This window comes from Acinetobacter sp. GG23 (genome assembly GCF_057766365.1).
The window spans coordinates 24429-51027 of sequence record NZ_JBYMDJ010000006.1; the positions used below are offsets into that span (position 1 = coordinate 24429).

The window sequence follows — 26599 nt, forward strand, 5'->3', positions numbered from 1 at the left end:
TCTAGAAATAAAAAACCCGCAATTGCGGGTTTTTTAAATACTAGCTTTTATACCTTGCATCAATACTCTGCTTCTCTTCTAGCGTAATGTCATCATGCATTTGAAAACAATCGCGATACTTGGGATGAATATAATGAATATATTTTTCCTTTCCTGCATGACATAAGAGTATTTGCGCTACCCTCGAGACCAATCCATTTGATTGTTTTATAACATCTAAAGATTGTTTTTGAGTCAAGCCAACTGAATTTCTTATAATCGAGTGTTTACCCGTATGAACTATAGAGTTTAGATGCTTTAATGAATAAAATTTAAACTTTTCAAATTGCAATGTTATAGCTTTTATTTCTTCTATATTTTTCAACTACTCAATCATTTCAGCAACCATTAGCATTTTTAAAAAGCTAACTCACACTTAAAGTCTGCATTTTTAAAATTTGGTCATTAGATGCTCTAAGTAATACCCAGTATGCCCGCACAACGGATTCAAATTGAATACGAAACAATGCCAGTGCTGGAGTATAAAGTTTTCCTTTTAAATGACTTAACAGCTACGCTATGCTCCATCGAAATATAACAACACCGATAAACCAGATCTAATAGAATAACCCCGTCGATTAATTTAGAATTTTCTATTTAGCTCATCCATCATCAAAAAAATTGTTCAGATAAATCCATTGATATCCCCCATTAAAAAACCGGATATTAAATCCGGTTTATTTCATCATCAACGATGAGTATGAATCGACATTACAATACCCATACTCGCCAACAAGGAGATAACCGCCGAACCACCATAACTCATCAGCGGCAATGGATCTCCTGTGACAGGTAAAATACCGCTTGCCATTCCTGAGTTTAAAAATACGAAGAAGAAGAACGTTAATCCAATCGTTCCGGCAAATAAACGACCAAAATTATGAAAGCTATTTAAGCCAATCATCAAGCAACGAATAATAATGGCGGCAAAAAGACTGAATAATAAAAACACCCCAATAAAGCCATATTCTTCAGCATAGGCTGACATAATAAAGTCAGTATGGTGCTCAGGTAAGTAACCCAGATGCGACTGCGTTCCGGTCAAATATCCTTTCCCGGTTAAGCCGCCCGAACCGATGGCAATTTTCGACTGGATAATATTCCAACCTGCTCCCAATGCATCTGACTCTGGATCAAAAAGAGTCAATACGCGTTTTTTCTGATAGGTCTGAAGCAGGAACATCCAGATAAGAGGCGCTGCTACCGCCAGTGCCGTCAATGCACCTAGAATTAGACGCCATGACATCCCGCAAAGAAATAAGGCAAAAATACCAGGAATAATGAGTCCAATATTCAGGTCGGGTTGTAAGGCCACTAACACAAAAGGAAACATCATTAACATCAGTCCAATCACAATCTGCATGAAGGTGGGTGGAAAAGCACGACGAGAAAAAAACCAAGCCATCATTAATGGCATGGCAAATTTCATAATTTCACTGGGCTGCATACTGCCAATGCCTGGAATGGTCAGCCATCGCTTCGCCCCTAAACGTGTATCACCAATGATCAGCACCAGTACCAACAGCACCATGCCAAGTATATAGAAATACGGGCTTGCCGCCTGATACACTTTTGGAGGAACTTGCGCACAGAGAAACATAATAATGAAGCCGACGCCAAAACTTGTGGCTTGGCGGATCACCATACTGCTATCTTGCATGGTTGCGCTATATACCACCATCAATCCCAGAATTGAGTTCAATAAAAGAAAACAAAGTAGCCATGGATCTAAATGTAATCTAGCCCATCTGGATGAATCATGTTTTATGCTTCTACCATCACGTAAAGAGTGACGTAAAAAACGATACTGAGATGATGGTATCATTTGAAATATTGAGTGTTTAAATGTGATGCCAGAGTATAAATTTAAAGCTGTAGAGATAATACATCTGAAGCCATCTTTTATTTTATTTTTGCGAGGATAAAATCAATTTGGCCAATTCTAAATCATCAGCATAGGTAATTTTAATATTGTCTGATCGACTCTGTACCACTTTCACGGTTTCGCCTACATATTCCAATGCACTGGCTTCATCCGTAATATTTACCCCATTCTGCAATGCTTGTTCAATCGCACTCTTCAATATGCCGAGTCTTGAAATTTGCGGAGTCTGGGCTTGCCATAAATAATCACGGCTCACGGTTTTATCAATATTATAGTCTTGTTCAACAAATTTTAAAGTATCACGGACGGGAATAGCTAGAATTGCGCTACAGTTTTCCTGTATGGCAGTATTCACTAAACGATTCAAACAATTTGAACTAACGCAAGGACGTGCAGCATCATGTACAAAGACCAAATCTTCAGGTGAAGCAATCTGGCTTAAATAAGTCAAAGCATTCAGGACAGAGTTAACCCGTTCTGCCCCGCCCAGACAAAAATGAGCTTTATCTGGCTGAGTCAGATTTAATGTTCTTGCAACTGAGTCATCTTCACTGATCGCCAGCACATATCCCGACAGCGGCAAATCATTCAAACGGCTCACGGTATGTTGTAATACCGTTTGACCTTGAATCATTTGATACTGTTTAAGTTCAGTTTTAGAAAAACGACTGCCAGAACCTGCAGCAGGAATAACCGCCCAAACTTTATGGTGCATTTGCTGTTGAAGCTCCTGAACCGTCTTCATTTGTTCTTACATCAACTTTGGCATTTGGATCAATATAAATAGGTTTATAGTGTGTACCAATCGTACTCATTTGCACAAAAGTTTCACGTGGCTTGATCAAGCCCAGATCTAAACGTGCATGCTCTTCAATGGCTTCAATACCATTTTTTAAGTCATAAACTTCCGCAGCCAACACACGATTGCGTTCTTTTAATTCGGAATTTATTTCTGTTTGTTGTTGAATTTTTTGGGCTAATTTTTGATGGTCATGGTAACCGCCTTCGCCAAACCAGAATAAGTACTGAAACCCCGCGATCAAAATGATCGCAAGGCCCAATAATACTTTACTCGCAGTGGAGTTAAATATACTTAACATAAATTGCATTAGTCGCTTAGTTCAAACCTTTGAATTCAGCTTTACCGCGATATGCAGCATTAGTCAATTCTTCAATACGAAGCAATTGGTTATATTTCGCAACACGGTCAGAACGGCAAAGTGAACCGGTCTTGATCTGACCCGCTGCTGTACCAACTGCAAGATCAGCAATGGTTGAATCCTCGGTTTCGCCTGAACGGTGTGAAATCACAGTAGAGTAACCATTTGCTTTCGCAAGGTAGATTGCATCTAGAGTTTCAGTCAAAGTACCGATTTGGTTATATTTGATGAGGATCGAGTTGCCGACTTTCTCATTAATACCACGTTGTAAAATCTTAGGATTCGTTACGAACAGGTCATCACCAACCAACTGGATTTTATCACCAAGAATAGAAGTCAGGTAAGACCAACCTTCCCAATCCGACTCGTCCAAACCATCTTCAATTGAGATAATTGGGTATTGCTTTACAAGACCAGCCAAATAGTCAGAGAACTGGTTGCTGGTGAACGCTTTGTTGCCTTCGCCTGCAAGAATGTATTGACCATCTTTGTAGAATTCTGAAGATGCACAATCAAGTGCAAGCATGATGTCAGAACCAGCTTTGTAACCAGTTTGACCAATTGCTTCAAGAATTACAGTGATTGCTTCTTCGTTTGAACGTAAGTTCGGTGCAAAACCACCTTCATCACCAACAGCAGTATTTAAACCTTTTTTGTTTAACACTGATTTTAGAGAATGGAAGATTTCAGCACCCGCACGAAGCGCTTCAGCAAATGAAGTGAAGCCAACAGGCTCAATCATAAACTCTTGAATATCAACGTTGTTGTCTGCATGTGAACCACCATTGATGATGTTCATCATTGGTACAGGCATTGTTAAAATCGTTTGACCGCGTAAATCTGCGATATATTGAAAAAGAGGAGTTTTCTTTTCATCAGCAGCCGCACGCGCAGCAGCCAAAGACACCGCTAAAGTTGCGTTTGCGCCTAGTTTTTCTTTATTTTCAGTACCGTCCAAGGCGATCATCGTATTGTCGATGTCTTTTTGTTCGAATACTGATTTACCAACTAAAGCATCACGAATTAATGTATTTACATTATTAACAGCAGTGCGAACACCTTTACCCAAGTAACGTGATTTATCACCGTCACGAAGTTCTAAAGCTTCACGAGAACCAGTTGAAGCACCAGATGGTGCACATGCACGGCCAACTACGCCAGATGCTAAGATTACGTCTGCTTCGATGGTTGGGTTACCACGAGAGTCCAAAATTTCACGTGCACGAATGTCAACGATTTGGCTCATGAACAATTCCTCAGTTAATTAAAAGAGCTGCTTTTCAAGGCAGCTCAAGGGATATAATCTTAGTGTGTGTCTAACTTTTTGAAACCTTTAACCAAGGTATCCAATTCTTTTAATTGCGCCAAGAACGGCTCAAGCTGCGACATGCGAAGTGCGCATGGACCGTCACATTTTGCATTTTCTGGATCTGGATGTGCTTCCAGGAATAAGCCTGCCAAACCAGTTGCCATACCTGCACGCGCAAGCGTAGTGATTTGCGCACGACGACCGCCTGCTGAATCTGCACGACCGCCTGGAGTTTGAAGCGCATGCGTGACATCAAAAAACACAGGAACATTCATTTCTTTCATGATGTCGAAGCCAAGCATATCTACAACCAGATTGTTGTAACCAAATGCTGAACCGCGTTCACAAATAATCAGCTTGTCGTTCCCGGCTTCCAAACACTTATGCAAAATATGGCGCATTTCATGTGGAGCAAGGAATTGTGCTTTTTTGATGTTGATGATGGCATCGGTTTTTGCCATTGCTTCAACAAGATCAGTCTGACGGCTCAGGAAAGCTGGAAGTTGGATAATATCCGCAACTTCAGCAACAGGCGCAGCTTGGTAAGGCTCATGTACATCGGTAATAATAGGTACATTGAAATGTTTTTTAATGTCCGCTAACCACTCAAGACCTTTTTCCAGACCTGGGCCACGAAAAGAGTTCAAGCTAGAGCGATTGGCTTTATCGAAACTTGCCTTAAATACATATGGGATATCTAAACGTGTACAGATATCGACATAAGTTTCAGCAATTTCAAAAGCTAAGTCTTTAGATTCAAGTACATTCATTCCGCCGAATAATACAAATGGCAAGTGGTTTGCCATTTGTATATCGCCTAAACGTACAATTTCTTGTGGTTTTAATTGCGACATTATTTAAACTTTCCTAGTGTATTCCTAGAGCAACATTATTTGTTTTTTTGATACTGTTTTTTAGCAGCGTCAATAAAGCTAGCAAATAATGGATGTCCATCACGTGGAGAACTTGTAAATTCCGGATGGAATTGTACAGCAATAAACCAAGGATGTTTAGGAATTTCAACAGTTTCGACCAAATGTTGTACTGGTGAATAACCTGAAATTTTCATGCCCTTTTCTTCAAGCACAGGAATATAACGGTTGTTCATTTCGTAACGGTGACGGTGACGTTCAATAATGTCCGCGCTACCATATACTTCACGAGTTTTAGTACCTTCAACCAATTCTGATTTTTGGGCACCCAAACGCATCGTTCCACCAAGATCAGATTCAACGCTACGTTGTTGAACTTCACCACGCTCATCTAACCATTCAGTAATTAAACCAATCAATGGAGATTTAGTTGAACGATTAAACTCAGTAGATGTTGCATCATTAATACCGGCAACATTACGTGCATATTCAATTACTGCAAGTTGCATACCTAGGCAAATACCCAAGAATGGAACACCGTTTTCACGTGCAAATTGAATCGCCTTCATTTTACCTTCAGTACCGCGTTCCCCGAAACCACCCGGCACAAGAATCGCGTCAGCATCTTTCAATACTTCGTTCACGTCCTGGCTTTCGAGTTCTTCAGCATTGACATAATCAATTTGAACTTTAACGCGGTTTTTAACCCCAGCATGTAAAAGTGCTTCATTTACAGATTTATAAGCATCTGGAAGTTCAACGTATTTACCAACCATCGCTACACGAACTGTGTATTCAGGATTAAATAATGCTTCAACGACATTATCCCAATCTGAAAGATCAGCTTCTGGAAGGTCGTTATAACCAAAACGTTCACAAATTAAATCGTCAACATTTTGTTCATAGAAAGTACGTGGAATTTGATAAATTGAACGCGCATCTTTACAAACAACCACCGCACGCGCCTGAACGTTAGTAAACAAGGCAATTTTACGTGTCGTATCTGCATCAACATCATATTCTGTACGGCAGATCAAAATGTCTGGCTGAATACCAATCGACAAAAGCTCTTTTACAGAGTGCTGCGTTGGTTTGGTTTTAAGTTCAGCAGCAGATTTAATATATGGCAACAATGTCAAATGCATCAGCATAGTACGGTTATGACCAAGCTCAACCATTAACTGACGAACAGATTCCATGAATGGGAGAGATTCAATGTCACCTACTGTACCGCCAATTTCAACGATTGCTACGTCATAGCCTTCACCTGCGCGAAGAACACGTTCTTTAATATTATCCGTAATATGTGGAATAACCTGGACAGTACCCCCAAGGTAGTCACCACGACGTTCTTTATTGAGTACGTCTTGATAAACACGTCCTGAAGTGAAGTTATTCAGTTTGGTCATTTTCGCACGACGCAAGAAACGTTCGTAATAACCCAAATCTAGGTCAGTTTCAGCACCGTCCTCTGTGACAAAAACTTCACCATGTTGGAAAGGACTCATTGTCCCCGGATCGACATTAATATATGGATCCATTTTGACCATGGTTACTTTTAAACCACGGGCTTCTAAAAGTGCAGCAACTGAAGCAGCTGAAATACCTTTACCTAGTGATGAAACTACACCACCAGTCACGAAAATAAAATGGGTCATTGGGTTTCTCGTACAATCGAGCCTAAATCGGCCTGCAATGTTGCGCAATTTTACTTTACTCTGTACCTATAAAGCAAAGTCATTCCGCATCAATTCAAAGAACAATAAACAATTGGTTATTCTATCAGCATTTCCGATAAAAAATTAGAGGGACTTTATAGGATTTTCATCTTGGTATTTGCTGTTATAATGGTTACATCCTATTAACGCTTTGTTTTGTGCAATTATGAATAAAAAATTTTTGATTTGTGGCGCTATTGCAGCAGCTCTATTATTAACGGCGTGTGTAAAAAAGGAAGCACCGAAGGAAGATGAACAAGAAAAAGTTGAGACCACTCAACCAACTGAGCAAGTAAATGAACCTGTTCAGTTACAGCCATTAGATTCAGCTGAAAACACACAAACTGAAACTCCTGCACAGGTTGAAATCGAACGTCAAGAAACTGAGAATACAACCACAGTCATTCGTCGTGAAGTAACTCAACCGGCTGCTACCGAAGCACCAAAGGCAGAAACGCCTAAAGCTGCGGCACCAAAGGCTGAAGCGCCTAAAGCGGAAGAAAAACCGGCTCAAGCAACACCATCAAAATCAAATTCAGCTAGTCAGTCTGAAGATGATGCTGTCGCGGCCGCAATTGCTGCTGCAACACCTGCGCTCGAAAATTAAGTTAAATTTTAGCTTAAAATGCAAAAACCCAGTCATTCCACTGGGTTTTTTATTAAACAATTGATCTATATTTAATCACTCAGCGTACCCATTTAACTTTATCTAAAAAATTTAATTCTGCTAACAATAAAAATCCCCGTATCCTTTAAAATAAAAAAATTAACTAGCACATTTAAAAATTAATATTCCCTACTTCACTGCCATCCACCCGAGCACTGAGTAAGGTTTAAGTCAAAATAAAGATAACTTTTAGGGTTTTCAATAATGTTAAAAAAATGTTGCGACCTACTCGAACAACATCAGTTAAAGATTGCTTTTATTGAAAGTGCCAGCTCTGGCTACCTTTCCAGTCAATTTTCTATTTGTAAAAACAGTGGTGCAGAGATCTTACTGGGCGGTTTGGTCAGTTATGATCCTTCTATTAAGGTCGATCTTCTCAAGATTAACACTGCATTTATTGAACAGTACACGGCAGAATCGGCTGAAGTCACAGAGACCATGGCGATCCAAGGGAAAAAGTTATTTACTCAAGCAGATATTGTGGTTGCCTGTACCGGTCTACTCAAACCTGGGGGTAGCGTAACAAAAACAAAACCTGAAGGTACATTTTTCACCTCAATTTTATATTTAAATGAAACACACAACTTTCATTATTTTATTGATGGAACGCCTTTACACAGGCTCTCCGCCTTAACCCGGCATATTGCAACTGAAATTATCAAACTCATTGATGGAGTTTAGTTATGTTAAAATTCAAAACCTTTATATTCGGTTTAACACTGCTTCCCTGCACCAGTTTTGCCACTGTGGGAGGACCTCACAATGTGGAATTTCTGGGTTATGACGCCAAAGACCAAAAAGTCTATCTACTGAAACACTATCAAGATGGTCGTGGTCGTTTGCCACAACTCTACTATTATCAATTCAAAAACAACAAGCAGCCTGAAAAACTCATCCAGGTGAATTCACTTTATATCAATCCTAAAACCAAGAAGATTGATTATGATCAAGACAGTACCCGGTTTGATCAAGACATTTTAAAAATTAAGAAAAGATTGACTCCCTTAATTTCTGTAAATAAGACCTTGACTAAAATTCAAATAGTGAAGAAAACACGGGTACAAAAATCTGCAAACTCCGGATTTGATGATTTAATCACTGAATATCAGTATCGTTATAAAGTCACCACTCCACAATTAAGCAGTCTGCAGCAGAAAGCCGTAGCTTATAAACCCAACTTAAATGTCTCTCAATCATTCAAAATTCCGCAACATAATACAATGGTTGTAGCGGTTAAATACTTAGGGATTCCTTTTGAAACAGGCTATACCATTGAAGATCCTGTTTTACTCAGAGTTAAAAAATAAAGAACAAAAAAATAAGGCCTCCGAAGAGGCTTTATTAGGACTTAATAAATTTATGCAGCTGTACGAGCTGAAATAGGCACCACTTTACGCAGTTCTGGGCCGGTATAATCCGCACTTGGACGAATAATACGGTTGTCGGCACGCTGTTCCATCACATGCGCGGCCCAACCTGTAACCCGGCTCATCACAAAGATTGGGGTAAACAGTTTGGTAGCAATATCCATAAAATGATATGCAGACGCATGGAAGAAGTCAGCATTACAGAATAATTTTTTCTCACGCCACATTACTTCTTCACAGCGTACTGATACTGGATAAAGTACTGTATCACCTACATCTTTCGCTAAACGCTCAGCCCAGATTTTGATGATACCATTACGTGGGTCATTATCTTTGTAGATTGCATGACCAAAGCCCATGATCTTTTCTTTACGCTCAAGCTTGCCAAGCATTTCACGTTCTGCTTCATCAGGCGATGTCCAGTTTTCAATCATTTCCATCGCAGCTTCATTGGCACCGCCGTGCAATGGACCACGTAATGAACCAATTGCACCCGTAATACATGAATGCATATCTGACAAAGTTGAAGCACAGACACGTGCAGTAAAGGTTGAAGCATTAAATTCATGCTCTGCATATAGAATCAGTGATACATTCATCACTTGCTCATGCAATTCATTTGGTTTTTCACCGCGAAGTAAATGCAGGAATTGCGCACCGATTGAATCATCATCGGTATTTTCTTCAATACGCACGCCATCGTGGCTAAAACGATACCAGTAGCAAATGATTGCAGGCAAAGTCGCTAAAATACGGTCTGCAACATCTTGCTGTTCATCAAAAGATTTTTCTGTTTCCAGATTACCGAGCATAGAAACACCGGTACGCATCACATCCATCGGATGCGAATCCGCAGGGATACGTTCCAATACTTCTTTCAATGCTGGTGGAAGTGCACGTAAAGATTTCAATTTGGCCTTATAAGCTGCAAGCTGTTCTGCGGTTGGTAATTCACCAAAGAAAATCAGATAAGCCACTTCTTCAAATTGACAGTTTTCGGCCAGGTCTTGCACATCATAACCACGATAGGTTAAGCCTGCGCCGCTCTTACCTACAGTAGATAACGCTGTTTTACCTGCCACTTGTCCGCGCAATCCCGCGCCTGTCAGTACTTTTCCTTCAGCCATTTTTAATTCTCCATTTTGAATTATTTATTTAAACAATTTATCCAAGGTGTTTTCAAAGGTATGATAATCAAGGAATTGGTAAAGTTCTTTACGTTGTTGCATGCTATCTAATACGTTGACTTGCGTACCATTTTCACGAATAGAACGCATCACTTCCAAGGCTGCTTTTTGCATTGCACGCGTAGCAGAAAGTGGATAAAGCACCATGCTGATCCCTTGTTCACCCAATTCATCTACGGTGTAATAAGGTGTATCACCAAATTCGGTAATGTTGGCTAGAACAGGTACACCGACAGCATCACACACAGTGCGATACATGGTGATATCAGTCATTGCTTCAGCAAAAATAGCATCTGCCCCTGCTTCAACACAGGCACAAGCACGGTCAATGACCGCCTGCAAACCTTCTTTCTGCAGGGCATCGGTACGCGCCATCACCACAAAGTTCGGATCAGTTTTTGCATCTACAGCAGCTTTAATACGATCGACCATTTCCTGTTGGGTCACGATTTCCTTATTTGGACGGTGACCACAACGTTTTTGCGCAACCTGATCTTCAATATGAACTGCGGCAGCTCCTGCAGCAATCATTTGTTTAACAGTACGGGCGATATTAAATGCCCCACCCCAGCCGGTATCAATATCCACTAACAATGGCGTATCTACCCGTTCAGTAATACGACGCACATCTTCAAGAACATTGTCTAAACTGGTCATACCCAAATCAGGTAAACCATAAGAATAATTGGCAACACCTGCACCAGATACATAAATGGCCTTATAACCCACCTCTTTCGCCATCATGGCTGCGTAGGCGTTGACTGTGCCAATAATTTGTAATGGCTTTTCCACTTCCAGTGCTTGTCTAAATCTTAAGCCTGCAGATATTTGTTGTGTCATATTCCTTTCCACAGTTTTCAGTTTACTTATTGAATTTCGAGTATAGCCATAAACACCTTCATATCTATGACTATTTAGAACTTATACTCTAAAACTTTAGTCAAATATTCACCAAAGCTATAGTGTTATTTCGATTCTTCATAATTGTGAGCAAATAAGACAAAACTGTTATTTTAAGAAAATGTGTACATATTTTTGCTATCATTGCAAATGATTTCATTTCTTTGATTATTGACGTTATAGACCATATGCAAGAACTCGCTCAACTAGAACCCCTCGCTCGTGATACTCCACAAACAAAACGTGGTCATGAACGATGTCTGGCGCTTTTACTCAGCGCAAATGAGCTATTTCTTAAACATGGCTATGATGCAGTGTCTCTGGATGATATTGTCCAGCATGCGGGTGGTTCCAAAGCATCCATTTATAAATTTTTTGGTAATAAAGAAGGCCTATTTACGGCTATTTGTGATTATCGCCGTGAACAATTTTTTAAAGATATTTGTCTACCCTTTGAACAAGATAAAGATAATTTAAGATCTTATCTGATTAATACGCTGTTTAATTTTCATAATCATTTATTACAACCAGAAAATGCAGCATTTATGCGTTTAGTCCTAGAACGCACCCAACATAATTCAGAGCTTGCTGTATATATTCATGAACAAGGTCCAAAACATATTCAAAATGCTATTGCTTGTGCTTTAGAAAAGGCGCATAACAATGGTCTATTAAAATGTGATTACCCTATTTATTCTGCCCAATTCTATTTTGGTATTTTACGAAATTTAGAATGGCGCATTTTAATGGGTATTCCAATTCAGGAAAATGATCAGGAAACGATCAAATACATCAATTATTGTGTTGATCGATTCTTGGAAGGCCATCAAAAAGTCTAGTTTTTTTGCAATTTTACCTGCTTATAGTATATTAATCGATTCCCTTTTTACTTAACCAACCAACAACTAATTGTTGTTTTGTTTTCTATTCAGCAATTATTGTGGAGTAACCATGGCTCTACGTCACTTTCTGACCTTACGCGATTTATCGACTTTAGAACTTAACCAAATTTTGCAGCGCGCGATTGAACTTAAACGCAAGCAACATAGCAATGAGGTGTTCCAACCTTTCGTCGGTAAAGTTATGGGCATGATTTTTGAAAAATCGAGTACCCGCACACGTGTTTCGTTCGAAGCAGGTATGAGTCAATTCGGTGGCAGTGCAATTTTCCTCTCTTCTCGCGATACCCAACTGGGTCGTGGCGAGCCGATTGAAGATTCTGCACGTGTGATTTCAAGCATGCTTGATATTATTATGATCCGTACTTTTGGTCATGACATCGTAGAACGCTTTGCCTCTTATTCAAAAGTCCCTATCATCAATGCCTTGACTGACGATCATCACCCTTGCCAGTTACTTGCCGACATGCAAACTTATTTAGAACAGCGTGGTTCTATTGAAGGCAAAACAGTTGCATGGATTGGTGATGGCAACAATATGTGTAACTCTTATATTGAAGCAGCACATATGTGGGGCTTTAAATTAAAAATTGCCGCACCTAAAGGCTATGAACCACACGAAAGATTCTTGTCTGAATTTGCACATTGTGTAGAACTTGTTGATTCAGCTGAAGATGCTGCTGTGAATGCCGACTTGATCGTGACCGACGTTTGGGCCAGTATGGGCCAAGAAGAAGAGCAAAAAATTCGTGAAAAAGCATTTGCCGATTTTCAGGTCAATGAAAAACTCATGGATTTAGCGCATCCAGATTGCTTGTTCATGCACTGCTTGCCTGCTCACCGTGGTGAAGAAATTTCTGAAAATATGCTGGACCATAAAAATGCAGTGGTTTGGGAGGAAGCAGAAAACCGTTTACATGCTCAAAAAGCTTTAGTTGAATTTTTATTGAATGAAAATTTAAAGAAAGACTAATTAATTAGAAAAATCTTAAAAAACTAAGCACCTTCGGGTGCTTTTTTTATACTCAAATGACTATAATAAATCCATAAATTTTATAAGTGATTATAACCATGTCTTTAAAAATAATCGTTTTATGCCTAAGTAGTTTAATTTTAATCAATACGGCACAAGCCAAAGCGACAGAACTTGACCAGTATTTGCTTAAAAAGAAAATTCTCGATCAAACTTATAAAATTAAAAACACTAAAGCACTGAATGAAATTTTAGATGTGATGAGTGACGAAGATTCTCGCACTATGCCCTATCAAGTCGATCAAAATACGGTGATTGAGCAATTACGTTTATATGCAGATCATATTGATATTCAAGGTATTATCACGACCCCAGACTTTACTCAGTTTGCTGAAGATATTGGGGATAAACAAGTAAAACACCTGATTAAACAGAATTTAATTCAAAATTGTCATTTATTCTTTGAGCACGAATTTCAACGCATTAATCCTTACCATGTCGACATTAAACTCAGTTCAGATGATAAGAATTATAAAATGAAAATTAAAAACACCGAGTGTCAGTTTTAATTTGTCTAATTATTGATACGTTAGCCCTCTAACGTATAAAACCTTGCGGTTGCAAAATGATAATCATCGCACCCAATATCACGGCCAATCCACCCAAAATATCCCAACGCGTTAAAATCACCTGATCAACATAGCGCAGCCACAACAAAGCAGTAAAAATATAAATTCCGCCATAGGCTGCGTAAATTCGACCCGAAGCTGCCGGATGCAATGTCAGTAACCACACAAATACAGCCAAGCTTAAGACTGTTGGAAGCCATAACCAATGTGATTTCCCGTGATTTAAAATTAAATATGGAAAATAACAACCTAAAATTTCTGCGATTGCGGTGACAAAAAAAAGGCAAAAAGTAGTCATCACCTTGGCAATTTGAATATCCATAAATTTTTTAACTTACCTGATATCTTTTCTTTGTTTTAGATAAAGACGGAAATAAAGTTACAATAAAAAAATAACCCGTGCGAACACGGGTTATTCTAACAATTCAGGTAATTATGCAGGTTCAGCGGTTTGATCTTCAAATACTTCCAGTTTTAAGCCAACCGCTTTACCATCTTCTTTCTTCACAGAAACAGCGACATTACCGCCGTGTTCAGCAAGCTCACCAAACAGAATCATTTCAGCAAGCGGTTTCTTCAAATGTTCTTGGATTAATCGTTGCATTGGACGCGCACCCATTAAACGGTCATAGCCATGTTCAGCCATCCATTCACGCGCACTTTGATCTACTTCAAGAACCACTTTCTTATCATCAAGTTGAGCTTGAAGTTCAGTCAGGAATTTATCTACCACGTTTTCAATAACCGTAGTTGGCAATGCATTGAATTGAATCACACCATCCAAACGGTTACGGAATTCAGGCGAGAATGCTTTTTTCATGGCATCTTTATTGTCATTACTATTATCTTGTTCCATAAACCCGATACTAGTACGAGAAATACTTTCTGCACCAATATTGGTGGTTAGAACAAGAATTACATTACGGAAGTCCGACTTACGACCATTGTTGTCGGTCAATGCGCCATGGTCCATAATTTGTAATAACAAATTAAACACATCAGGATGTGCTTTTTCAATTTCATCCAGCAACAATACGCAATGTGGACTTTTATGAATCGCATCAGTTAACAAACCGCCCTGATCGAAACCGACATAGCCTGGAGGTGCGCCAATTAAACGTGAAACCGCATGACGCTCCATATATTCCGACATATCGAAACGAACCAGTTCCACACCTAACAACTTAGCCAACTGTTTGGTGACTTCAGTTTTACCCACACCTGTTGGACCAGCAAAAACAAAGCTACCCACTGGTTTATCAGGTGATTTCAACCCTGCACGTGACAATTTAATTGCAGAACCAAGTGCTTCAATTGCATCATCTTGACCGAATACCACACGTTTAAGATCACGTTCAAGATTACTTAATACAGTCTTGTCATCTTTAGATACGGTTTTCGGTGGAATACGTGCAATTTTAGAGATGATATCTTCGATATTTTCAACCGTAATCAAGGTATCGTCTTGTTCTGCTTTCAAACGGCGCTGTGCACCCGCTTCATCAATCACATCAATGGCTTTATCCGGCAGGAAGCGGTCATTAATGAATTTCGCTGACAACTCCACTGCGGCAACCAAAGATTTATCGTCATATTGAACATGGTGAAAATCTTCAAATTTCGATTTTAAGCCACGTAAAATATCAATTGTTTCAGAAACAGAGGGTTCATTAACATCAATTTTTTGAAAACGACGAGATAAAGCATGATCTTTTTCAAAAACCTGGCGATATTCTTGAAAAGTCGTTGAACCGATGCAACGTAATGAACCATTCGACAAAGCAGGTTTGATTAAGTTGGATGCATCCATGGTGCTGCCCATACTGGAACCTGCACCAATAATCATGTGAATTTCATCAATGAATAGAATGGCTTCTGGTTTCTTTTTCAGCGCATTCAACAATTGTTTCAAGCGTTTTTCAAAGTCACCTCGGTATTTGGTTCCTGCTACCAGTGCGCCAATATCCAGGCTATATACTTCTGCATTAGCAAGTGGTTTAGGGGCTTTACCATTCACAATTAACCAAGCCAAACCTTCAGCAATCGAAGTTTTACCTACACCCGGGTCACCCACAAGCAAAGGATTGTTTTTACGACGGCGGCAAAGAATTTGTGCAGCACGTTCAATTTCTTTTTCACGGCCAATTAAAGGATCTGTTTTGCCTTTTTGAGCTTCGGTATTTAAATTGGTGGTATATAAATCGAGTGGTCCTGCATTTGAAGAACTCGAGGTTTCACCATCCAACTCTTCAACTTCTTCTTCGGCTTGCACTTCTTCTTTACGCGTACCGTGAGATAAATACTGAGTTAAAGTTAAACGGTTAATTTGATGGCGTTTAAGCAAGTAGACCGCAAAAGAATCACGTTCGGAGTACATCGCAACAAGAATATCTGCACCTTCAACAGTTCGATCACCACCGCTGGATTGCACATGGAAAATCGCCCGTTGCAGAATACGATCAAAACTTTCAGTCGGATGTGGCGCCTGATCGCTATGTTCGCCTAATTTAGGGGTATGTTGTTCAACGTATTCTTCTAGTTCTTTACGCAGAACGATAATGTCCGCCCCACACGCTTTAAGCGCATTTACAGCAGAGTCATTATCCAGTAGAGCCAACAATAAATGTTCAACCGTGAGAAACTCATGTCTCTTTTGACGAGCCATGCTTACAGCCAAACGTAAAGATACTTCTAATTGACGACTGAGCATGTAATCCCCTTAATCTTTTGGCTCAATCTGACAAAGCAATGGATGACCTTGTGACCGAGCGTAATTATTGACCTGGTTCGCTTTCGTTTCCGCAATGTCTCGTGGATAAACGCCTGCAACACCTTTCCCTTCATAATGTACAGTTAGCATTACTTGAGTGGCTTGGTCAAGATTCAAAGCAAAGTATTGTTGTAAAATTTCAATTACAAAGTCCATTGGGGTGTAATCGTCATTCATTAAAACGACAGCATACATGGGTGGACGTTTTAATTCGGGTAGCGCAGTCTGTACCGCAATCTCACCTTCAGATTCGTCTTGCGAGTCATTGCTTAAGCGTGGACTAATATGCCAATCGACATATCCTGATTGATGAAAAGAACTTTTGATGGCATTTAAACAATTTTGACGCTTATTGATTCGCATAGGATTTAAAATTCACATTTATTGTGCATTTGCTTCTGCTTGAGGAATTTCAGAAATAAATGCAGATTGACTCTCAATCGGTTTACCACGGCCCCAACTAAAACGTTTAATCACTGGAGTACTTGTACCACCTGTTAAACGGACTTCAATGAATTGCGGCGTAAAGCCTTTAGGCATGGTCCAGCGGCCTGTTAAACGCTCGTAATCTTGAAAATTAAAGTTCTTGTCTTCCATGGGAATAACCAGAACTTCTGTGCCCTGAATTAAGCGCAGTTCCACCGTTCCAGAAATATTACGTTTATTCGGGCTGACTTGTACTAAATCCAGCTCATATTCATAAGCATTATCCGGTAAAGGTTTGACCCCAATATTCTGAATCATCAAGCTTAGGCCACCCCGTTGCCCCAACACTTCACGGTAAATAGAACTCAAACCCTCAGCCTGAGCTTTATCTTCACGAGCTTGATTCAGAGCAGCAAATAAATCATTTGAATTACTTACGGCAACATCACGCTCTTGCACAGCCAGATTCAAATTTTTATTTAGTGTTTCCAGACTACTCTTTTGCTTTTGCACAACTTCAACCAGCTGTTCAGCATCAGCTTCAAAACCTACAGCAGTCAGACCTTGCCGATGCCCCACTGAATAGCCCAGCAGGCCACTACCTGCAATCAGAATTGCAGCGCCAATAGCCAAAGGCAAATTTCCTTTAACCAAAGGCTTTTTACTGAGTGGTGTCTGTTGTGACAGAGTATTTGATTCAGTGTTCGGCATCGTCATCTCTTATTTTGATTCATTCAAAACACACATTTAAATCCAAATCCAAATGTGTGTGAAGCTGAAAAACGTTTTTTATGGTAATAGACCAATACCTGTCAGACCTGCATTTTCAGCAAAATCAAACATCAGGTTCATATTTTGCACAGCTTGACCCGCGGCGCCTTTCACCAAATTGTCTTGTACAGATAAAACAACCAGCTTTTTCGGCTGTGGCTTGTATAATGCAATACGAAGCTGGTTTGCACCACGCACAGAACGTGTTTCAGGTGAGCTGTTTGCTGGCATCACATCAACAAACTCTTCATTGGTATAGAATTGTTCATACAAGCTTTGAAGGTCTGCTGCATCACCTGCATCAGTTAAATCGACATAAATGGTGCTGAGCATGCCACGAATCATCGGAACCAAATGCGGTACAAATAAAATGTGATTAAACACATCTTTAAGACCCGAGATATTTTCCAGTGCTTCCACAATTTCAGGATGATGACGGTGACCTGCTACGCCATAAGCCTTAAAATTGTCAGCATTTTCAGAATAAATCATGCCGAGGCTTGCTTTACGACCTGCACCAGAAACCCCTGATTTTGCATCAATAATAATGCTTTCAGGTTTTACTAAAGTTTCAGCTTGCTTAAATAATGGCGCAAGACCCAGTTGTACCGTGGTTGGATAGCAACCTGGGTTACCAATCACGTTGGCCTGTTTGATTTTGTCACGATTCAGTTCTGATAAACCGTAAACGGAATCTTTTAAAATATCTGGGCAGGCATGTTCAAGACCATACCACTTTTCGAATTGTTCCAAGTCCTGTAAGCGGAAATCTGCCGCTAAATCGATGACTTTAGTATTTGCTGCAACCAGTTCTGCCGCATGTTTCATTGCCACACCATGAGGGGTTGCAAAGAACACAACATCGCATTTTTTGAGTTCATCAATGTTCAGATCTGAGTATTGAAGATCGGTATGACCGCGTAAGCTTGGGAACATATCATCTACACGGCGACCTTTTTCGGTACGTGACGTCAGTATATTAACCTGCACATTTGGGTGTCGTAGTAAAAGACGCAACAATTCAACGCCTGTATAACCTGTACCACCGACAATACCAACAGTAATCACGATCCCTACCTCAAATTTAAAGTGTTCATTTCGTAACTGCGTAGTATGACAGGAAGTTTTGCTTTTCTGAACTGTTTTGAATGAGTTTGCTTGTTAAATTCACTGTCTGAAAGATTATTAGTATCTACATATTGACTCTTAGCACTAATAAATAACACAACCTAAAAATAAAAATCTCCTAATTAAAGACGATTCACTCTTCTTAAAGCACCTAAGCAGCAACTGCTTTATCCCAATACATATTTACTTAAACTGAACCGCTTTCACGACACATAAAACTTTTGTAGTGTGATGTGCTGTATGCCCCCTAAATAACTCCTCACACGCGATAGTCACGGGTGTTCCCTCTTTCTTAACCAACATGGAATAACGGCTGGCATTCATATCAACTAATTGGATCAACTTTGTTTTTACCAAGCCATCTCTACCATCGACTTTAATAATTTGGTCTAATGCTAGAGCAATCTGATTCCCACCAAACACTTCTTGATTTGGATGTAAGCTTTTTATTTTTAATAATTTTCCATGTAAAACAGCAGGCCTGTCGTAATAAAATGTCTGAGCTTGACTGAATATTGGTAGCAATAATGCTACCAATAAAATAAATACTCGCATATCAATTCCCGTAGCTTATTTTGATTAAGAATTTAATTTATTCTATATTTTTTGAATAACTTAATAAGAATTTTCAGCTTAAATAATGATTATAAAATTACAACCACCAATACGGCATTGGCGTAGTTTTTAAAATTTTCCGATGCTGTTGAAAATTCTCATCATGCTTATGAACTTCAGCCCAAAAATGCGGGCTATGATCAAAATGCCGTGTATGTGCCAGCTCATGTACGCAAACGTAACGGGTCACATGTTCAGGAAATAATACCAAACCACTATTCAACATAATGTCATGTTTCGCCGAGCAACTGCCCCAACGCGTTTTCGGTTGACGAATCGTACATTTCCCAAAACTTAAACTACTTTCTTGACTCACTTCCTCCAAATAAAGAGGAAGATGCTGCTTTGCATAAGTGATCACAAAAGCTTTTAAATATTGTTGGGGCTGACGATCACTAATTAAAAGTTGATTTTTTACTTCATCAAAAATAAATGACTGCTTTTGGGTTTGATAAACAATCTGTAAAGGCTGATCTACATTAAAAAGCTTTAATTCTGTGGGTAAAGTCTCTTGCTGTATATTCTGTGTTTGTTGTTGCCAGGTTTTGAGCAACCATTCTTCGGCTTGATCAATAAAATTTTGAATTTTTCGTTTGCTGCAAAGTACCGGTGCAGTTAAACGAATTTGAGTCGAGTCAACACGTAAGCGTAAACATTTCGCTCGTGCATGACGGACAATTTTGATTTCTGGTAATTCGTTTAGCGTCATTTTTCTTTTATTTAGAGTTGTCTAAATCTTCCCAACCCTGAGCAAATGTTAAAGTATTGCTTTAACATTTAGCGCAAGGAGAACAGCCCTCCTTTATAAAGAAGGCTCAGGAAAGATTAATTAAATTGCAGTACGTTCTTCAATACCATTATCAGTTGCAACAACCGCAATATCCGCTTTGTTAATCGCGAAGATACCGTTACACACTACACCCGGAATATTATTGAGGGTTTTTTCAAGTTCAAGTGCATTCAAGATATTGAAGTTATGCACATCTAAAATCACGTTACCGTTATCAGTCACTACGCCCTCACGATAAACCGGATCACCACCCAAGCTTACAATTTTACGTGCTACCGCTGAACGTGCCATTGGAATCACTTCTACAGGCAGTGGGAAATCATGACCCAATTGCTCCACCCATTTGGAATCATCGACGATACAGACGAATTTTTTTGCAATTGAAGCAACAATTTTTTCACGTGTTAATGCAGCACCGCCACCTTTAATCATGTGCATATGACGATCAATTTCATCTGCGCCATCTACATAGGCATCCAAACCGCCTACAGAGTTCATATCAACCACTTCAATGCCTAATTTTTTAAGGCGCTGTGCTGTTGCTTCGGAGCTTGCAACCGCAGCTTCGAGTTGCAATTCTGGTAATAATTCAATGAGGAAGTTCACAGTACTTCCTGTACCTACACCCAAAATCCCGCCTTTTGGCAAGTGCTTTAAAGCTGCTTTTGCAGCAGCTTGTTTCTTTTCATCTTGGGTCGCATACAGACTCATAACTTGGCTCAACTATTTTTTGACATTTGTTGCTGATTAAACAGCCCAAATGTACAGGGGTTTGTTACAATAAAAGCCTATTTTAAACTGTTAGATGGAAAATTAACATGCTGTCTCGTTTGGTTCGACAAATATTACAAGCAACGGTGTATGACGTTGCAATCGAAACTCCACTCGAAGCAGCGCCACGAATTAGTGAAAAGCTAAACAATAACATTCGCTTTAAACGCGAAGATTTACAACCTGTCTTTTCCTTTAAACTACGCGGTGCCTATAACCGTATTAGTCAATTACCGAAATCTCAGTTGGAACGTGGCGTTATTACGGCTTCAGCAGGTAACCATGCACAAGGTGTGGCTCTATCTGGTAAAAAACTGGGAATTCGCGCCATTATTGTGATGCCAAAAACCACGCCCGACATTAAAGTCCAAGCAGTAAAACGTCTTGGTGGTGAAGTGGTATTACATGGCGATTCTTTTGATGTTGCCAATAAATATGCTATTCAGTGTGCGCAAGATGAAGGCATGACTTTTATTCCCCCTTATGACGATGAACTGGTCATGGCAGGTCAAGGCACCATTGCTAACGAAATTTTGCGTCAATGGCGTGATGTTGAATATGTATTCGTTGCTGTAGGCGGTGGCGGTTTAATCGCTGGTGTTGCTGCTTATCTGGGCGATGTTGCGCCACATGTCAAAGTCATTCCTGTGGAATATGATGAATCTGCTTGCCTAAAAGCAGCCTTTGAAGCCAACCAGCGTGTGATTCTGCCATCTGTAGGTTTATTTGCAGATGGTACTGCGGTTGCACAGATTGGTGAAAAACCCTTTGATGTAATTCGCCTGCAAAAATCGGATAACTCGGGTCCAATTGTTGAACGTGATGTGGTTTTGGTCAACACCGATGAAATCTGTGCAGCCATTAAAGACACTTATGATGAATGCCGTAGTATTGTTGAACCTTCTGGTGCCATGGCACTTGCAGGAATCAAGAAATATGTGGCTGGACATGGCTTAGAAAATAAAAATATGGTGTCAATTGTTTGTGGTGCCAACATGAACTTTGACCGCCTGCGTTATATTGCTGAACGTACTGAACTGGGTGAACGCAAAGAAGCCATTTTTGCAGTCACCATTCCAGAAGAAAAAGGCTCATTCCTGAATTTCTGCCGCGCCCTTCAAGGCCGTAATATCACAGAATTCAACTACCGTGCTAGTACTTCTAGCGCTGCTCAAGTATTTGTCGGCATTAGCTTAAAAGGTGGTGAAAAGGAACGTCACGATATTTATGACATCTTAGCAATACAATATGATGTTGATGACTTGTCTGATGATGAAGTGGCAAAACTGCATATTCGTTATCTGGTTGGTGGGCATGCAGACATCGAGAATGAACGCTTATTTCGTGTCGAGTTTCCAGAACGTCCAGGGGCATTACTGACTTTCTTGGAACGCCTGGGTCCAACTCACAATATTACCCTGTTCCACTACCGTAACCACGGCGCTGCGGAAGGTCGAGTACTGGTTGGCTTAGAGGCAAGCGACGCGAAACAAAATCCGGACGGTTTAATTGAAACATTGGAAAGTATCACTTATCCATATGCAGAAATTACCAATAACCTGGGTTATCAACGTTTCCTGAAATAAGCCTTTAAAAACAGATTAAAAGAGCCCTTCAAGGGCTCTTTTTTTTAAATCCAAGATTTTTTAAGTCGATCTTAAACAATCCAGTTTTATATAGTGTTCTATACAAATCCCTTCATTTTTGAATTGTTTTAAAAATGCCCTACAGAATTTGTCGATTTTTATATCCTCATTCGGTACCGCCATCCAATAAGTCTTTTCTGCATAAATGATTATTAATTCTAATTTTTTTGACTTTAAAAGCTCATAGATCTCTTCAAGAACAATATCAAAAACCTGTGTATTGACATTGTAGTACTTACCAATAACCTGTTTATGCTTCGCATAATGCTCACATAAAGGTATGGTTCTGTTACTAATTTGCTGCTGTGCTAAGCGAATATCACTATTCATGAGCTGCAAAATAGCACATTGTTCTAACCCATTTTCATGAGGGTTTTCAGAATCAACAGACATTAAATAAGCTTGAGAATGCTTACTCAGTTTTTCAGCGGACATCCACGCCAGAAATTGCTGAAAGATAGGCCTGTATTTCTTCTTGGGGATTTCCCTCAGTTCCAGCACCGGAAACCATTCCTGTAAAAGCTTGAAAATCTTTTTATCATTCATTTTTAATTCCCTATAAAAATAGAAAATCACACAGCTAAATTATATACAGGCTTTTTTAAGGTTTTGTGACACCCTTTACGCCACCTATACTTCAAAAAATATTTAAACAGCAACGCGAATGCAATGATTTGCAAAATTCTACATCTCAATGTTTTAGTCGAAGGATGAAATACTCTTATAAATAAGCCTTTGTTATATATAATTTTGTAAGATTGATAGATGAAGAGATCATAAGATTATAAAATGAAGTCACATTTACATAAATTTTACCCATCAAAAGCACATAAATTCGGATAAGGAATACTCTGCATGGCACTATTTGCAGTCATCGGCTTAGGCAGTTTTGGAGCCACCGTTGCAACCCAACTGGTGAGCTTAAATCACGATGTGATTGGGATCGACAGCAATAAAAAATATGTTGAAAATATTTCTGATCAGCTTACCCATGCTGTTATTGCCGATGCAACCGATGAACATGTTCTTAGAGAACTGAATATTCAAAGCTGTGAAGCCGTTGTGGTGGCTATTGGTGAGGATATTGAGGCCAGTATTTTATGTGTCTTGCATCTGAAAAACCTGGGCATGAACAAGATTTGGGCCAAGGCAAAATCCAAAGCCCACCACATGATTCTGACCCATCTGGGCGTGAATAAAATCATTCATCCAGAAGAAGATATGGGTACCCGTATTGCCCAGTCTTTAAGCTATCCGATGGTCAGTCGTTATATGGGTTTAGAAGACAATCACTTTATTGTTAAAATTGAAATTAAGGCAAATCAAAAGGGGGAACGCTTTCATCATCTTATGGATCATGCCTCAGAGATTAAAACGCTTCTGCATAAACGCGGCAAGGAAATTTTATATAGCATTGATCCTGATTTAATTCTGCAAGAAGGTGATATCTTAGTGGTTGAAGGTGAACTTGAACCTCTACGAAAACTGTCTGCCCGGTTTAAATAAAATATGAATCAGCCGCAAAATATAAACCATCATACCGTCAATCTGAGTCCTCCCAGCTTACTTGCCTTAGGGTTCTTAAGTTTTATATTTGCAGGCACCCTATTACTTAAACTTCCCATTTCACATCATGGGGAATTAAGCTGGCTCAATGCCCTGTTTACTTCCACCTCTGCCGTGACTATTACCGGACTTTCTGTAGTCAATGTCGGAGAGGCCTATACAACTTTTGGCCAAATCGTGATCATGCTTTTACTACAGGTTGGCGGCTTGGGCTTTATGACATTTGCCATCCTTGCCGCACTCAGCCTGTCTTCCAATATCCGGTTAAAACAGCAAGTCATGGCACAGGAAACGATTGGGCAAACCAGTTTGGCCAAAGTCTCCTTCACGATTAAAGGCGTATTTTTATATTCCTTATTTTTTGAAGCCGTCGGTACGGTTATTCTTACCATTGCCTGGATGCAGGAATATGATTTTCCACGTGCCTTTTTTTATGCGGCTTTTTATAGTGTTTCTGCGTTTAATAATGGCGGTTTTTCGCTTTTTCCGAATAGTTTGATGAGTTTTGCAGACCATTACCTGATTACCTTTACCATTAGCATGCTTTATATTATTGGTGGAATTGGCTTTGTAGTACTCATGGATATTAAACGTGCCCATCGCTGGAAAAAATTAAGTACCAATAGCAAATTAATCCTCTCTACCATTGCAGGATTAAACTTGGCTGCCTTTATAGTGCTGTGGGCATTGGAAGCCAACAATCCGCTGACATTGTCCAGTATGAGCCTCGGCGATCAGGCCTTAAATGCCTGGTTCCATGCTACTGTTCCGCGCTCCTCGGGTTTTAATAGCCTAGATATGTCCAGTATGACCGATGCTTCTACTCTGGTAACCATCATATTGATGTTTATTGGGGGAGGTTCTTTAAGTACTGCAGGTGGCATTAAAGTCGGCACCTTTATTATTGTAGTTTTAAGTGTGATCACCTTCTTACGCCGTTCGGAAGAATTAAGGGTATTTAATCATTCTGTTTCAAAAGTAACTTCATTTAAGGCTTTTGCAGTCTTGTCTATCACGGCAATTTTGATATTTTTAGGATTATTTACGCTTCTTATTTTGGAGCCGACCAAAGATTTTCTGGATTTACTGTTCGAAGCGGTTTCAGCTGCCTGTACAGTCGGCTTATCGCGCGGTATCACCAGTGAACTGCAACCGGCAAGCTTGTTTGCCTTAATCTTACTCATGTTCGCGGGTCGTTTGGGACCACTGACGTTGGCTTACCTAATTGCTACCCCAAAGAAGAGTCGTTTAAAACATCCTCCAGCAGACATTCAAATTGGTTAACTGCTATTAATTTTCGATAAAAAAACCACTCAATTGAGTGGTTTTTTTATGATGCATTGATAAATTTTAATACCAATTCATTAAAGACACACCTAAACCGACATAAGTCGCGCGATGGTTATAATCAATCAGGCTTTCACCATAGCCGTCAAACAACTGGAAATGACCACGCAACTTACCACTGATCGGGAACGCCCAATCAAACTGCGCCGCTCCATGTGCATCATCGCCACCTTTCAGCGAGTGACGCAGCATCAGTGAAAAATCATGATCATTCCAGCGATAGAATGCGGTTAAATCACCACGACCCATATAGTTTTTAATATCAGGATTGTTATCATCATTGGCATTTTCTTCAATGCGATACCAAGGACGCACCATGAGTGCAAAGTTGTCGCGCTCAAAACCAAGATTCAGCATCACACGGTTCCAACTACGAGATAAAGGATCTGCACGGCCATTCGATTGATGGTTAAAAGTCAGACCGAGTAAGCGTGCATTTAAACCCAATATTTCATAATTAGTACGAAAAATCAGACTGGCTTCAGGTTCATAGTTGGTTTCACGGAAAGGACGTGAGGTATCGGCATTATAGACTTGCCAACGAGATGACTGAGTATAACCAAACCAGATGTCACCATTATCACCAAACAGGTTTTCGACCGCTTTGGTTTTTAACGACAACTGGAATTTCGCTTCCATCGATTTTAAATTTTGGTCATCACCTACCTGTACCGTATTATTTTCATTGGGACTGGAAGGACGTTCATTTTTGTCAGAAGTCCAAAATCCCGGCATCAGATATACTGGTTGATGCGCACGAATGTTCCAGGTTCCAAGTTTACTGTCTGGAGATAATTCCCAACGCTTATCCAGTAAAGATCGATTGGGGTCAATTTTTGGACCTTCAACAGAAAATACGCTACTTACGCCCTGACTGATTTTTTCTTTAATCGTTTCAGGTTCAGTCGGTTTGGGTGCCAGTTCAATTGCCGCTTGACGCTCAGAAAGCAGTGGGGTTTTTTCTGCCTCAGGTATCTTAAACAGGGTATCGTAACAAGCCAACCGATCTGCATTGGATTCCAAAGCTACACAGGCTTCAGGACTGGCCGGTGTAATTAAAGATCCTGGATTTACCGCATTTACATTCGTCACATACAATGAACTGAGCATAAGCATGCTCAGTTGCAAAGTAGTGCGTTCAAGTTTTTTGAACGCCATAGGGTG

The 26599-nt window shown here is 39.8% G+C and carries 29 protein-coding genes; 9 read left to right on the forward strand and 20 right to left on the reverse strand.

Features of this window, described 5'->3' with window-relative positions:
* Positions 1-40 precede the first annotated feature (40 nt).
* The 8 genes from AC3CAU_RS10755 to pyrG form a co-directional block, all read right to left on the reverse strand.
* On the reverse strand, positions 41-364 hold the full coding sequence (locus AC3CAU_RS10755; protein ID WP_447052945.1) for a DUF6988 family protein: 324 nt from the start codon (positions 362-364) through the stop codon (positions 41-43).
* A gap of 40 nt (positions 365-404) precedes the next feature.
* Positions 405-506 (reverse strand): DUF6988 family protein, encoded by a 102-nt coding sequence (locus tag AC3CAU_RS10760; protein WP_447052944.1) that lies wholly within the window; start codon positions 504-506, stop codon positions 405-407.
* A 221-nt stretch (positions 507-727) separates the two neighbouring features.
* A complete protein-coding gene (gene rodA / locus AC3CAU_RS10765; protein WP_447052943.1) occupies positions 728-1864 on the reverse strand; it encodes a rod shape-determining protein RodA in 1137 nt (378 codons plus the stop codon).
* 82 nt (positions 1865-1946) lie between these two features.
* Positions 1947-2669, reverse strand: coding sequence for a 2-C-methyl-D-erythritol 4-phosphate cytidylyltransferase (gene ispD, locus AC3CAU_RS10770; protein ID WP_447052942.1), 723 nt, complete (start codon positions 2667-2669; stop codon positions 1947-1949).
* Complete coding sequence (locus tag AC3CAU_RS10775; RefSeq protein WP_447054310.1) at positions 2629-3024, reverse strand: septum formation initiator family protein; 396 nt, start codon at positions 3022-3024, stop codon at positions 2629-2631. The genes ispD and AC3CAU_RS10775 overlap by 41 nt, the downstream gene beginning before the upstream one ends.
* Positions 3025-3040: 16 nt before the next feature.
* Positions 3041-4330, reverse strand: coding sequence for a phosphopyruvate hydratase (gene eno / locus AC3CAU_RS10780; RefSeq protein WP_447052940.1), 1290 nt, complete (start codon positions 4328-4330; stop codon positions 3041-3043).
* 59 nt (positions 4331-4389) lie between these two features.
* A complete protein-coding gene (gene kdsA / locus AC3CAU_RS10785; protein WP_131214364.1) occupies positions 4390-5247 on the reverse strand; it encodes a 3-deoxy-8-phosphooctulonate synthase in 858 nt (285 codons plus the stop codon).
* 35 nt (positions 5248-5282) lie between these two features.
* On the reverse strand, positions 5283-6923 hold the full coding sequence (pyrG, locus tag AC3CAU_RS10790; protein ID WP_447052939.1) for a CTP synthase: 1641 nt from the start codon (positions 6921-6923) through the stop codon (positions 5283-5285).
* A gap of 226 nt (positions 6924-7149) precedes the next feature.
* On the opposite strand from pyrG, the gene AC3CAU_RS10795 reads away from it, so the two are divergent.
* The 3 genes from AC3CAU_RS10795 (at position 7150) to AC3CAU_RS10805 (ending at position 8957) form a co-directional block, all read left to right on the forward strand.
* Positions 7150-7590, forward strand: coding sequence for an internalin (locus AC3CAU_RS10795; RefSeq protein ID WP_131214366.1), 441 nt, complete (start codon positions 7150-7152; stop codon positions 7588-7590).
* Positions 7591-7854: 264 nt separating this feature from the next.
* Positions 7855-8331 (forward strand): CinA family protein, encoded by a 477-nt coding sequence (locus AC3CAU_RS10800; protein WP_447052938.1) that lies wholly within the window; start codon positions 7855-7857, stop codon positions 8329-8331.
* A gap of 2 nt (positions 8332-8333) precedes the next feature.
* The gene (locus AC3CAU_RS10805; protein ID WP_447052936.1) at positions 8334-8957 is read left to right on the forward strand and encodes an aminotransferase; all 624 of its coding nucleotides are present in this window, start codon (positions 8334-8336) and stop codon (positions 8955-8957) included.
* A 50-nt stretch (positions 8958-9007) separates the two neighbouring features.
* On the opposite strand, the gene prpC is transcribed toward AC3CAU_RS10805, so the two are convergent.
* Both prpC and prpB read right to left on the reverse strand, forming a co-directional pair.
* The gene (gene prpC, locus AC3CAU_RS10810) at positions 9008-10144 is read right to left on the reverse strand and encodes a bifunctional 2-methylcitrate synthase/citrate synthase (RefSeq protein ID WP_447052935.1); all 1137 of its coding nucleotides are present in this window, start codon (positions 10142-10144) and stop codon (positions 9008-9010) included.
* 24 nt (positions 10145-10168) lie between these two features.
* On the reverse strand, positions 10169-11044 hold the full coding sequence (prpB, locus tag AC3CAU_RS10815; protein ID WP_131214369.1) for a methylisocitrate lyase: 876 nt from the start codon (positions 11042-11044) through the stop codon (positions 10169-10171).
* 248 nt (positions 11045-11292) lie between these two features.
* Between prpB and AC3CAU_RS10820 the strand changes: the two genes are divergently transcribed.
* From AC3CAU_RS10820 to AC3CAU_RS10830, 3 genes are all read left to right on the forward strand, one after another.
* Positions 11293-11943, forward strand: coding sequence for a TetR/AcrR family transcriptional regulator (locus tag AC3CAU_RS10820; protein WP_447054309.1), 651 nt, complete (start codon positions 11293-11295; stop codon positions 11941-11943).
* A gap of 112 nt (positions 11944-12055) precedes the next feature.
* Positions 12056-12976, forward strand: a complete 921-nt coding sequence (gene argF, locus AC3CAU_RS10825; RefSeq protein WP_447052934.1) for an ornithine carbamoyltransferase — start codon at positions 12056-12058, stop codon at positions 12974-12976.
* A gap of 98 nt (positions 12977-13074) precedes the next feature.
* Positions 13075-13545: a hypothetical protein gene (locus tag AC3CAU_RS10830; protein WP_447052933.1), complete on the forward strand. Its 471-nt coding sequence runs from the start codon at positions 13075-13077 to the stop codon at positions 13543-13545.
* A gap of 28 nt (positions 13546-13573) precedes the next feature.
* On the opposite strand, the gene AC3CAU_RS10835 is transcribed toward AC3CAU_RS10830, so the two are convergent.
* The 8 genes from AC3CAU_RS10835 to rpiA all read right to left on the reverse strand — a co-directional run bounded on the left by AC3CAU_RS10835 (position 13574) and on the right by rpiA (position 20816).
* A complete protein-coding gene (locus tag AC3CAU_RS10835) occupies positions 13574-13927 on the reverse strand; it encodes a YnfA family protein (RefSeq protein ID WP_447052932.1) in 354 nt (117 codons plus the stop codon).
* Between the two features lie 111 nt (positions 13928-14038).
* On the reverse strand, positions 14039-16315 hold the full coding sequence (gene clpA, locus AC3CAU_RS10840) for an ATP-dependent Clp protease ATP-binding subunit ClpA (protein ID WP_131214373.1): 2277 nt from the start codon (positions 16313-16315) through the stop codon (positions 14039-14041).
* Positions 16316-16324: 9 nt separating this feature from the next.
* Positions 16325-16738 (reverse strand): ATP-dependent Clp protease adapter ClpS, encoded by a 414-nt coding sequence (gene clpS / locus AC3CAU_RS10845; RefSeq protein WP_131214374.1) that lies wholly within the window; start codon positions 16736-16738, stop codon positions 16325-16327.
* 18 nt (positions 16739-16756) lie between these two features.
* On the reverse strand, positions 16757-17512 hold the full coding sequence (locus AC3CAU_RS10850; RefSeq protein ID WP_131214375.1) for a DUF6776 family protein: 756 nt from the start codon (positions 17510-17512) through the stop codon (positions 16757-16759).
* 78 nt (positions 17513-17590) lie between these two features.
* Positions 17591-18640, reverse strand: a complete 1050-nt coding sequence (gene argC / locus AC3CAU_RS10855) for an N-acetyl-gamma-glutamyl-phosphate reductase (RefSeq protein ID WP_131214376.1) — start codon at positions 18638-18640, stop codon at positions 17591-17593.
* Positions 18641-18883: 243 nt separating this feature from the next.
* Positions 18884-19255 carry a DUF4431 domain-containing protein gene (locus tag AC3CAU_RS10860; RefSeq protein WP_131214377.1) on the reverse strand — a complete coding sequence of 124 codons (372 nt, stop codon included), beginning with the start codon at positions 19253-19255 and terminating at the stop codon, positions 18884-18886.
* Between the two features lie 97 nt (positions 19256-19352).
* Positions 19353-20024: a M48 family metallopeptidase gene (locus AC3CAU_RS10865; protein WP_131214378.1), complete on the reverse strand. Its 672-nt coding sequence runs from the start codon at positions 20022-20024 to the stop codon at positions 19353-19355.
* A 120-nt stretch (positions 20025-20144) separates the two neighbouring features.
* On the reverse strand, positions 20145-20816 hold the full coding sequence (gene rpiA / locus AC3CAU_RS10870; protein WP_171539367.1) for a ribose-5-phosphate isomerase RpiA: 672 nt from the start codon (positions 20814-20816) through the stop codon (positions 20145-20147).
* A 107-nt stretch (positions 20817-20923) separates the two neighbouring features.
* Here rpiA and ilvA point away from each other — a divergent pair, with 107 nt between their 5' ends.
* On the forward strand, positions 20924-22462 hold the full coding sequence (ilvA, locus tag AC3CAU_RS10875) for a threonine ammonia-lyase, biosynthetic (protein WP_447052931.1): 1539 nt from the start codon (positions 20924-20926) through the stop codon (positions 22460-22462).
* A gap of 60 nt (positions 22463-22522) precedes the next feature.
* Here the strand turns inward: ilvA and AC3CAU_RS10880 are convergent, their stop codons facing one another.
* Positions 22523-23068, reverse strand: a complete 546-nt coding sequence (locus AC3CAU_RS10880; RefSeq protein WP_447052930.1) for a hypothetical protein — start codon at positions 23066-23068, stop codon at positions 22523-22525.
* A 309-nt stretch (positions 23069-23377) separates the two neighbouring features.
* On the opposite strand from AC3CAU_RS10880, the gene AC3CAU_RS10885 reads away from it, so the two are divergent.
* Complete coding sequence (locus AC3CAU_RS10885; RefSeq protein ID WP_131214382.1) at positions 23378-24028, forward strand: potassium channel family protein; 651 nt, start codon at positions 23378-23380, stop codon at positions 24026-24028.
* Positions 24029-24031: 3 nt separating this feature from the next.
* Entirely contained in the window at positions 24032-25372 is a 1341-nt protein-coding gene (locus AC3CAU_RS10890) for a TrkH family potassium uptake protein (RefSeq protein WP_131214383.1), read from the forward strand.
* Positions 25373-25438: 66 nt separating this feature from the next.
* Here AC3CAU_RS10890 and AC3CAU_RS10895 read toward each other — a convergent pair whose 3' ends face one another.
* A complete protein-coding gene (locus AC3CAU_RS10895; RefSeq protein ID WP_131214384.1) occupies positions 25439-26593 on the reverse strand; it encodes a phospholipase A in 1155 nt (384 codons plus the stop codon).
* Between the last annotated feature and the right edge of the window lie 6 nt (positions 26594-26599).

Excerpts from the sequence above, each read along its gene's own strand:
- AC3CAU_RS10850 (WP_131214375.1), bottom strand. The coding sequence starts at position 17,512 with ATGCCGAACACTGAATCAAATACTCTGTCACAACAGACACCACTCAGT.
- argF (WP_447052934.1), top strand. The coding sequence starts at position 12,056 with ATGGCTCTACGTCACTTTCTGACCTTACGCGATTTATCGACTTTAGAA.
- AC3CAU_RS10795 (WP_131214366.1), top strand. The coding sequence starts at position 7,150 with ATGAATAAAAAATTTTTGATTTGTGGCGCTATTGCAGCAGCTCTATTA.
- eno (WP_447052940.1), bottom strand. The coding sequence starts at position 4,330 with ATGAGCCAAATCGTTGACATTCGTGCACGTGAAATTTTGGACTCTCGT.
- AC3CAU_RS10805 (WP_447052936.1), top strand. The coding sequence starts at position 8,334 with ATGTTAAAATTCAAAACCTTTATATTCGGTTTAACACTGCTTCCCTGC.
- pyrG (WP_447052939.1), bottom strand. The coding sequence starts at position 6,923 with ATGACCCATTTTATTTTCGTGACTGGTGGTGTAGTTTCATCACTAGGT.
- AC3CAU_RS10775 (WP_447054310.1), bottom strand. The coding sequence starts at position 3,024 with ATGTTAAGTATATTTAACTCCACTGCGAGTAAAGTATTATTGGGCCTT.
- kdsA (WP_131214364.1), bottom strand. The coding sequence starts at position 5,247 with ATGTCGCAATTAAAACCACAAGAAATTGTACGTTTAGGCGATATACAA.
- rpiA (WP_171539367.1), bottom strand. The coding sequence starts at position 20,816 with ATGAGTCTGTATGCGACCCAAGATGAAAAGAAACAAGCTGCTGCAAAA.
- ilvA (WP_447052931.1), top strand. The coding sequence starts at position 20,924 with ATGCTGTCTCGTTTGGTTCGACAAATATTACAAGCAACGGTGTATGAC.
- clpA (WP_131214373.1), bottom strand. The coding sequence starts at position 16,315 with ATGCTCAGTCGTCAATTAGAAGTATCTTTACGTTTGGCTGTAAGCATG.
- rodA (WP_447052943.1), bottom strand. The coding sequence starts at position 1,864 with ATGATACCATCATCTCAGTATCGTTTTTTACGTCACTCTTTACGTGAT.
- prpB (WP_131214369.1), bottom strand. The coding sequence starts at position 11,044 with ATGACACAACAAATATCTGCAGGCTTAAGATTTAGACAAGCACTGGAA.
- ispD (WP_447052942.1), bottom strand. The coding sequence starts at position 2,669 with ATGAAGACGGTTCAGGAGCTTCAACAGCAAATGCACCATAAAGTTTGG.
- prpC (WP_447052935.1), bottom strand. The coding sequence starts at position 10,144 with ATGGCTGAAGGAAAAGTACTGACAGGCGCGGGATTGCGCGGACAAGTG.
- AC3CAU_RS10865 (WP_131214378.1), bottom strand. The coding sequence starts at position 20,024 with ATGACGCTAAACGAATTACCAGAAATCAAAATTGTCCGTCATGCACGA.
- clpS (WP_131214374.1), bottom strand. The coding sequence starts at position 16,738 with ATGCGAATCAATAAGCGTCAAAATTGTTTAAATGCCATCAAAAGTTCT.
- AC3CAU_RS10830 (WP_447052933.1), top strand. The coding sequence starts at position 13,075 with ATGTCTTTAAAAATAATCGTTTTATGCCTAAGTAGTTTAATTTTAATC.
- AC3CAU_RS10885 (WP_131214382.1), top strand. The coding sequence starts at position 23,378 with ATGGCACTATTTGCAGTCATCGGCTTAGGCAGTTTTGGAGCCACCGTT.
- AC3CAU_RS10835 (WP_447052932.1), bottom strand. The coding sequence starts at position 13,927 with ATGGATATTCAAATTGCCAAGGTGATGACTACTTTTTGCCTTTTTTTT.
- AC3CAU_RS10860 (WP_131214377.1), bottom strand. The coding sequence starts at position 19,255 with ATGCGAGTATTTATTTTATTGGTAGCATTATTGCTACCAATATTCAGT.
- AC3CAU_RS10890 (WP_131214383.1), top strand. The coding sequence starts at position 24,032 with ATGAATCAGCCGCAAAATATAAACCATCATACCGTCAATCTGAGTCCT.
- AC3CAU_RS10895 (WP_131214384.1), bottom strand. The coding sequence starts at position 26,593 with ATGGCGTTCAAAAAACTTGAACGCACTACTTTGCAACTGAGCATGCTT.
- AC3CAU_RS10800 (WP_447052938.1), top strand. The coding sequence starts at position 7,855 with ATGTTAAAAAAATGTTGCGACCTACTCGAACAACATCAGTTAAAGATT.
- AC3CAU_RS10820 (WP_447054309.1), top strand. The coding sequence starts at position 11,293 with ATGCAAGAACTCGCTCAACTAGAACCCCTCGCTCGTGATACTCCACAA.
- AC3CAU_RS10880 (WP_447052930.1), bottom strand. The coding sequence starts at position 23,068 with ATGAATGATAAAAAGATTTTCAAGCTTTTACAGGAATGGTTTCCGGTG.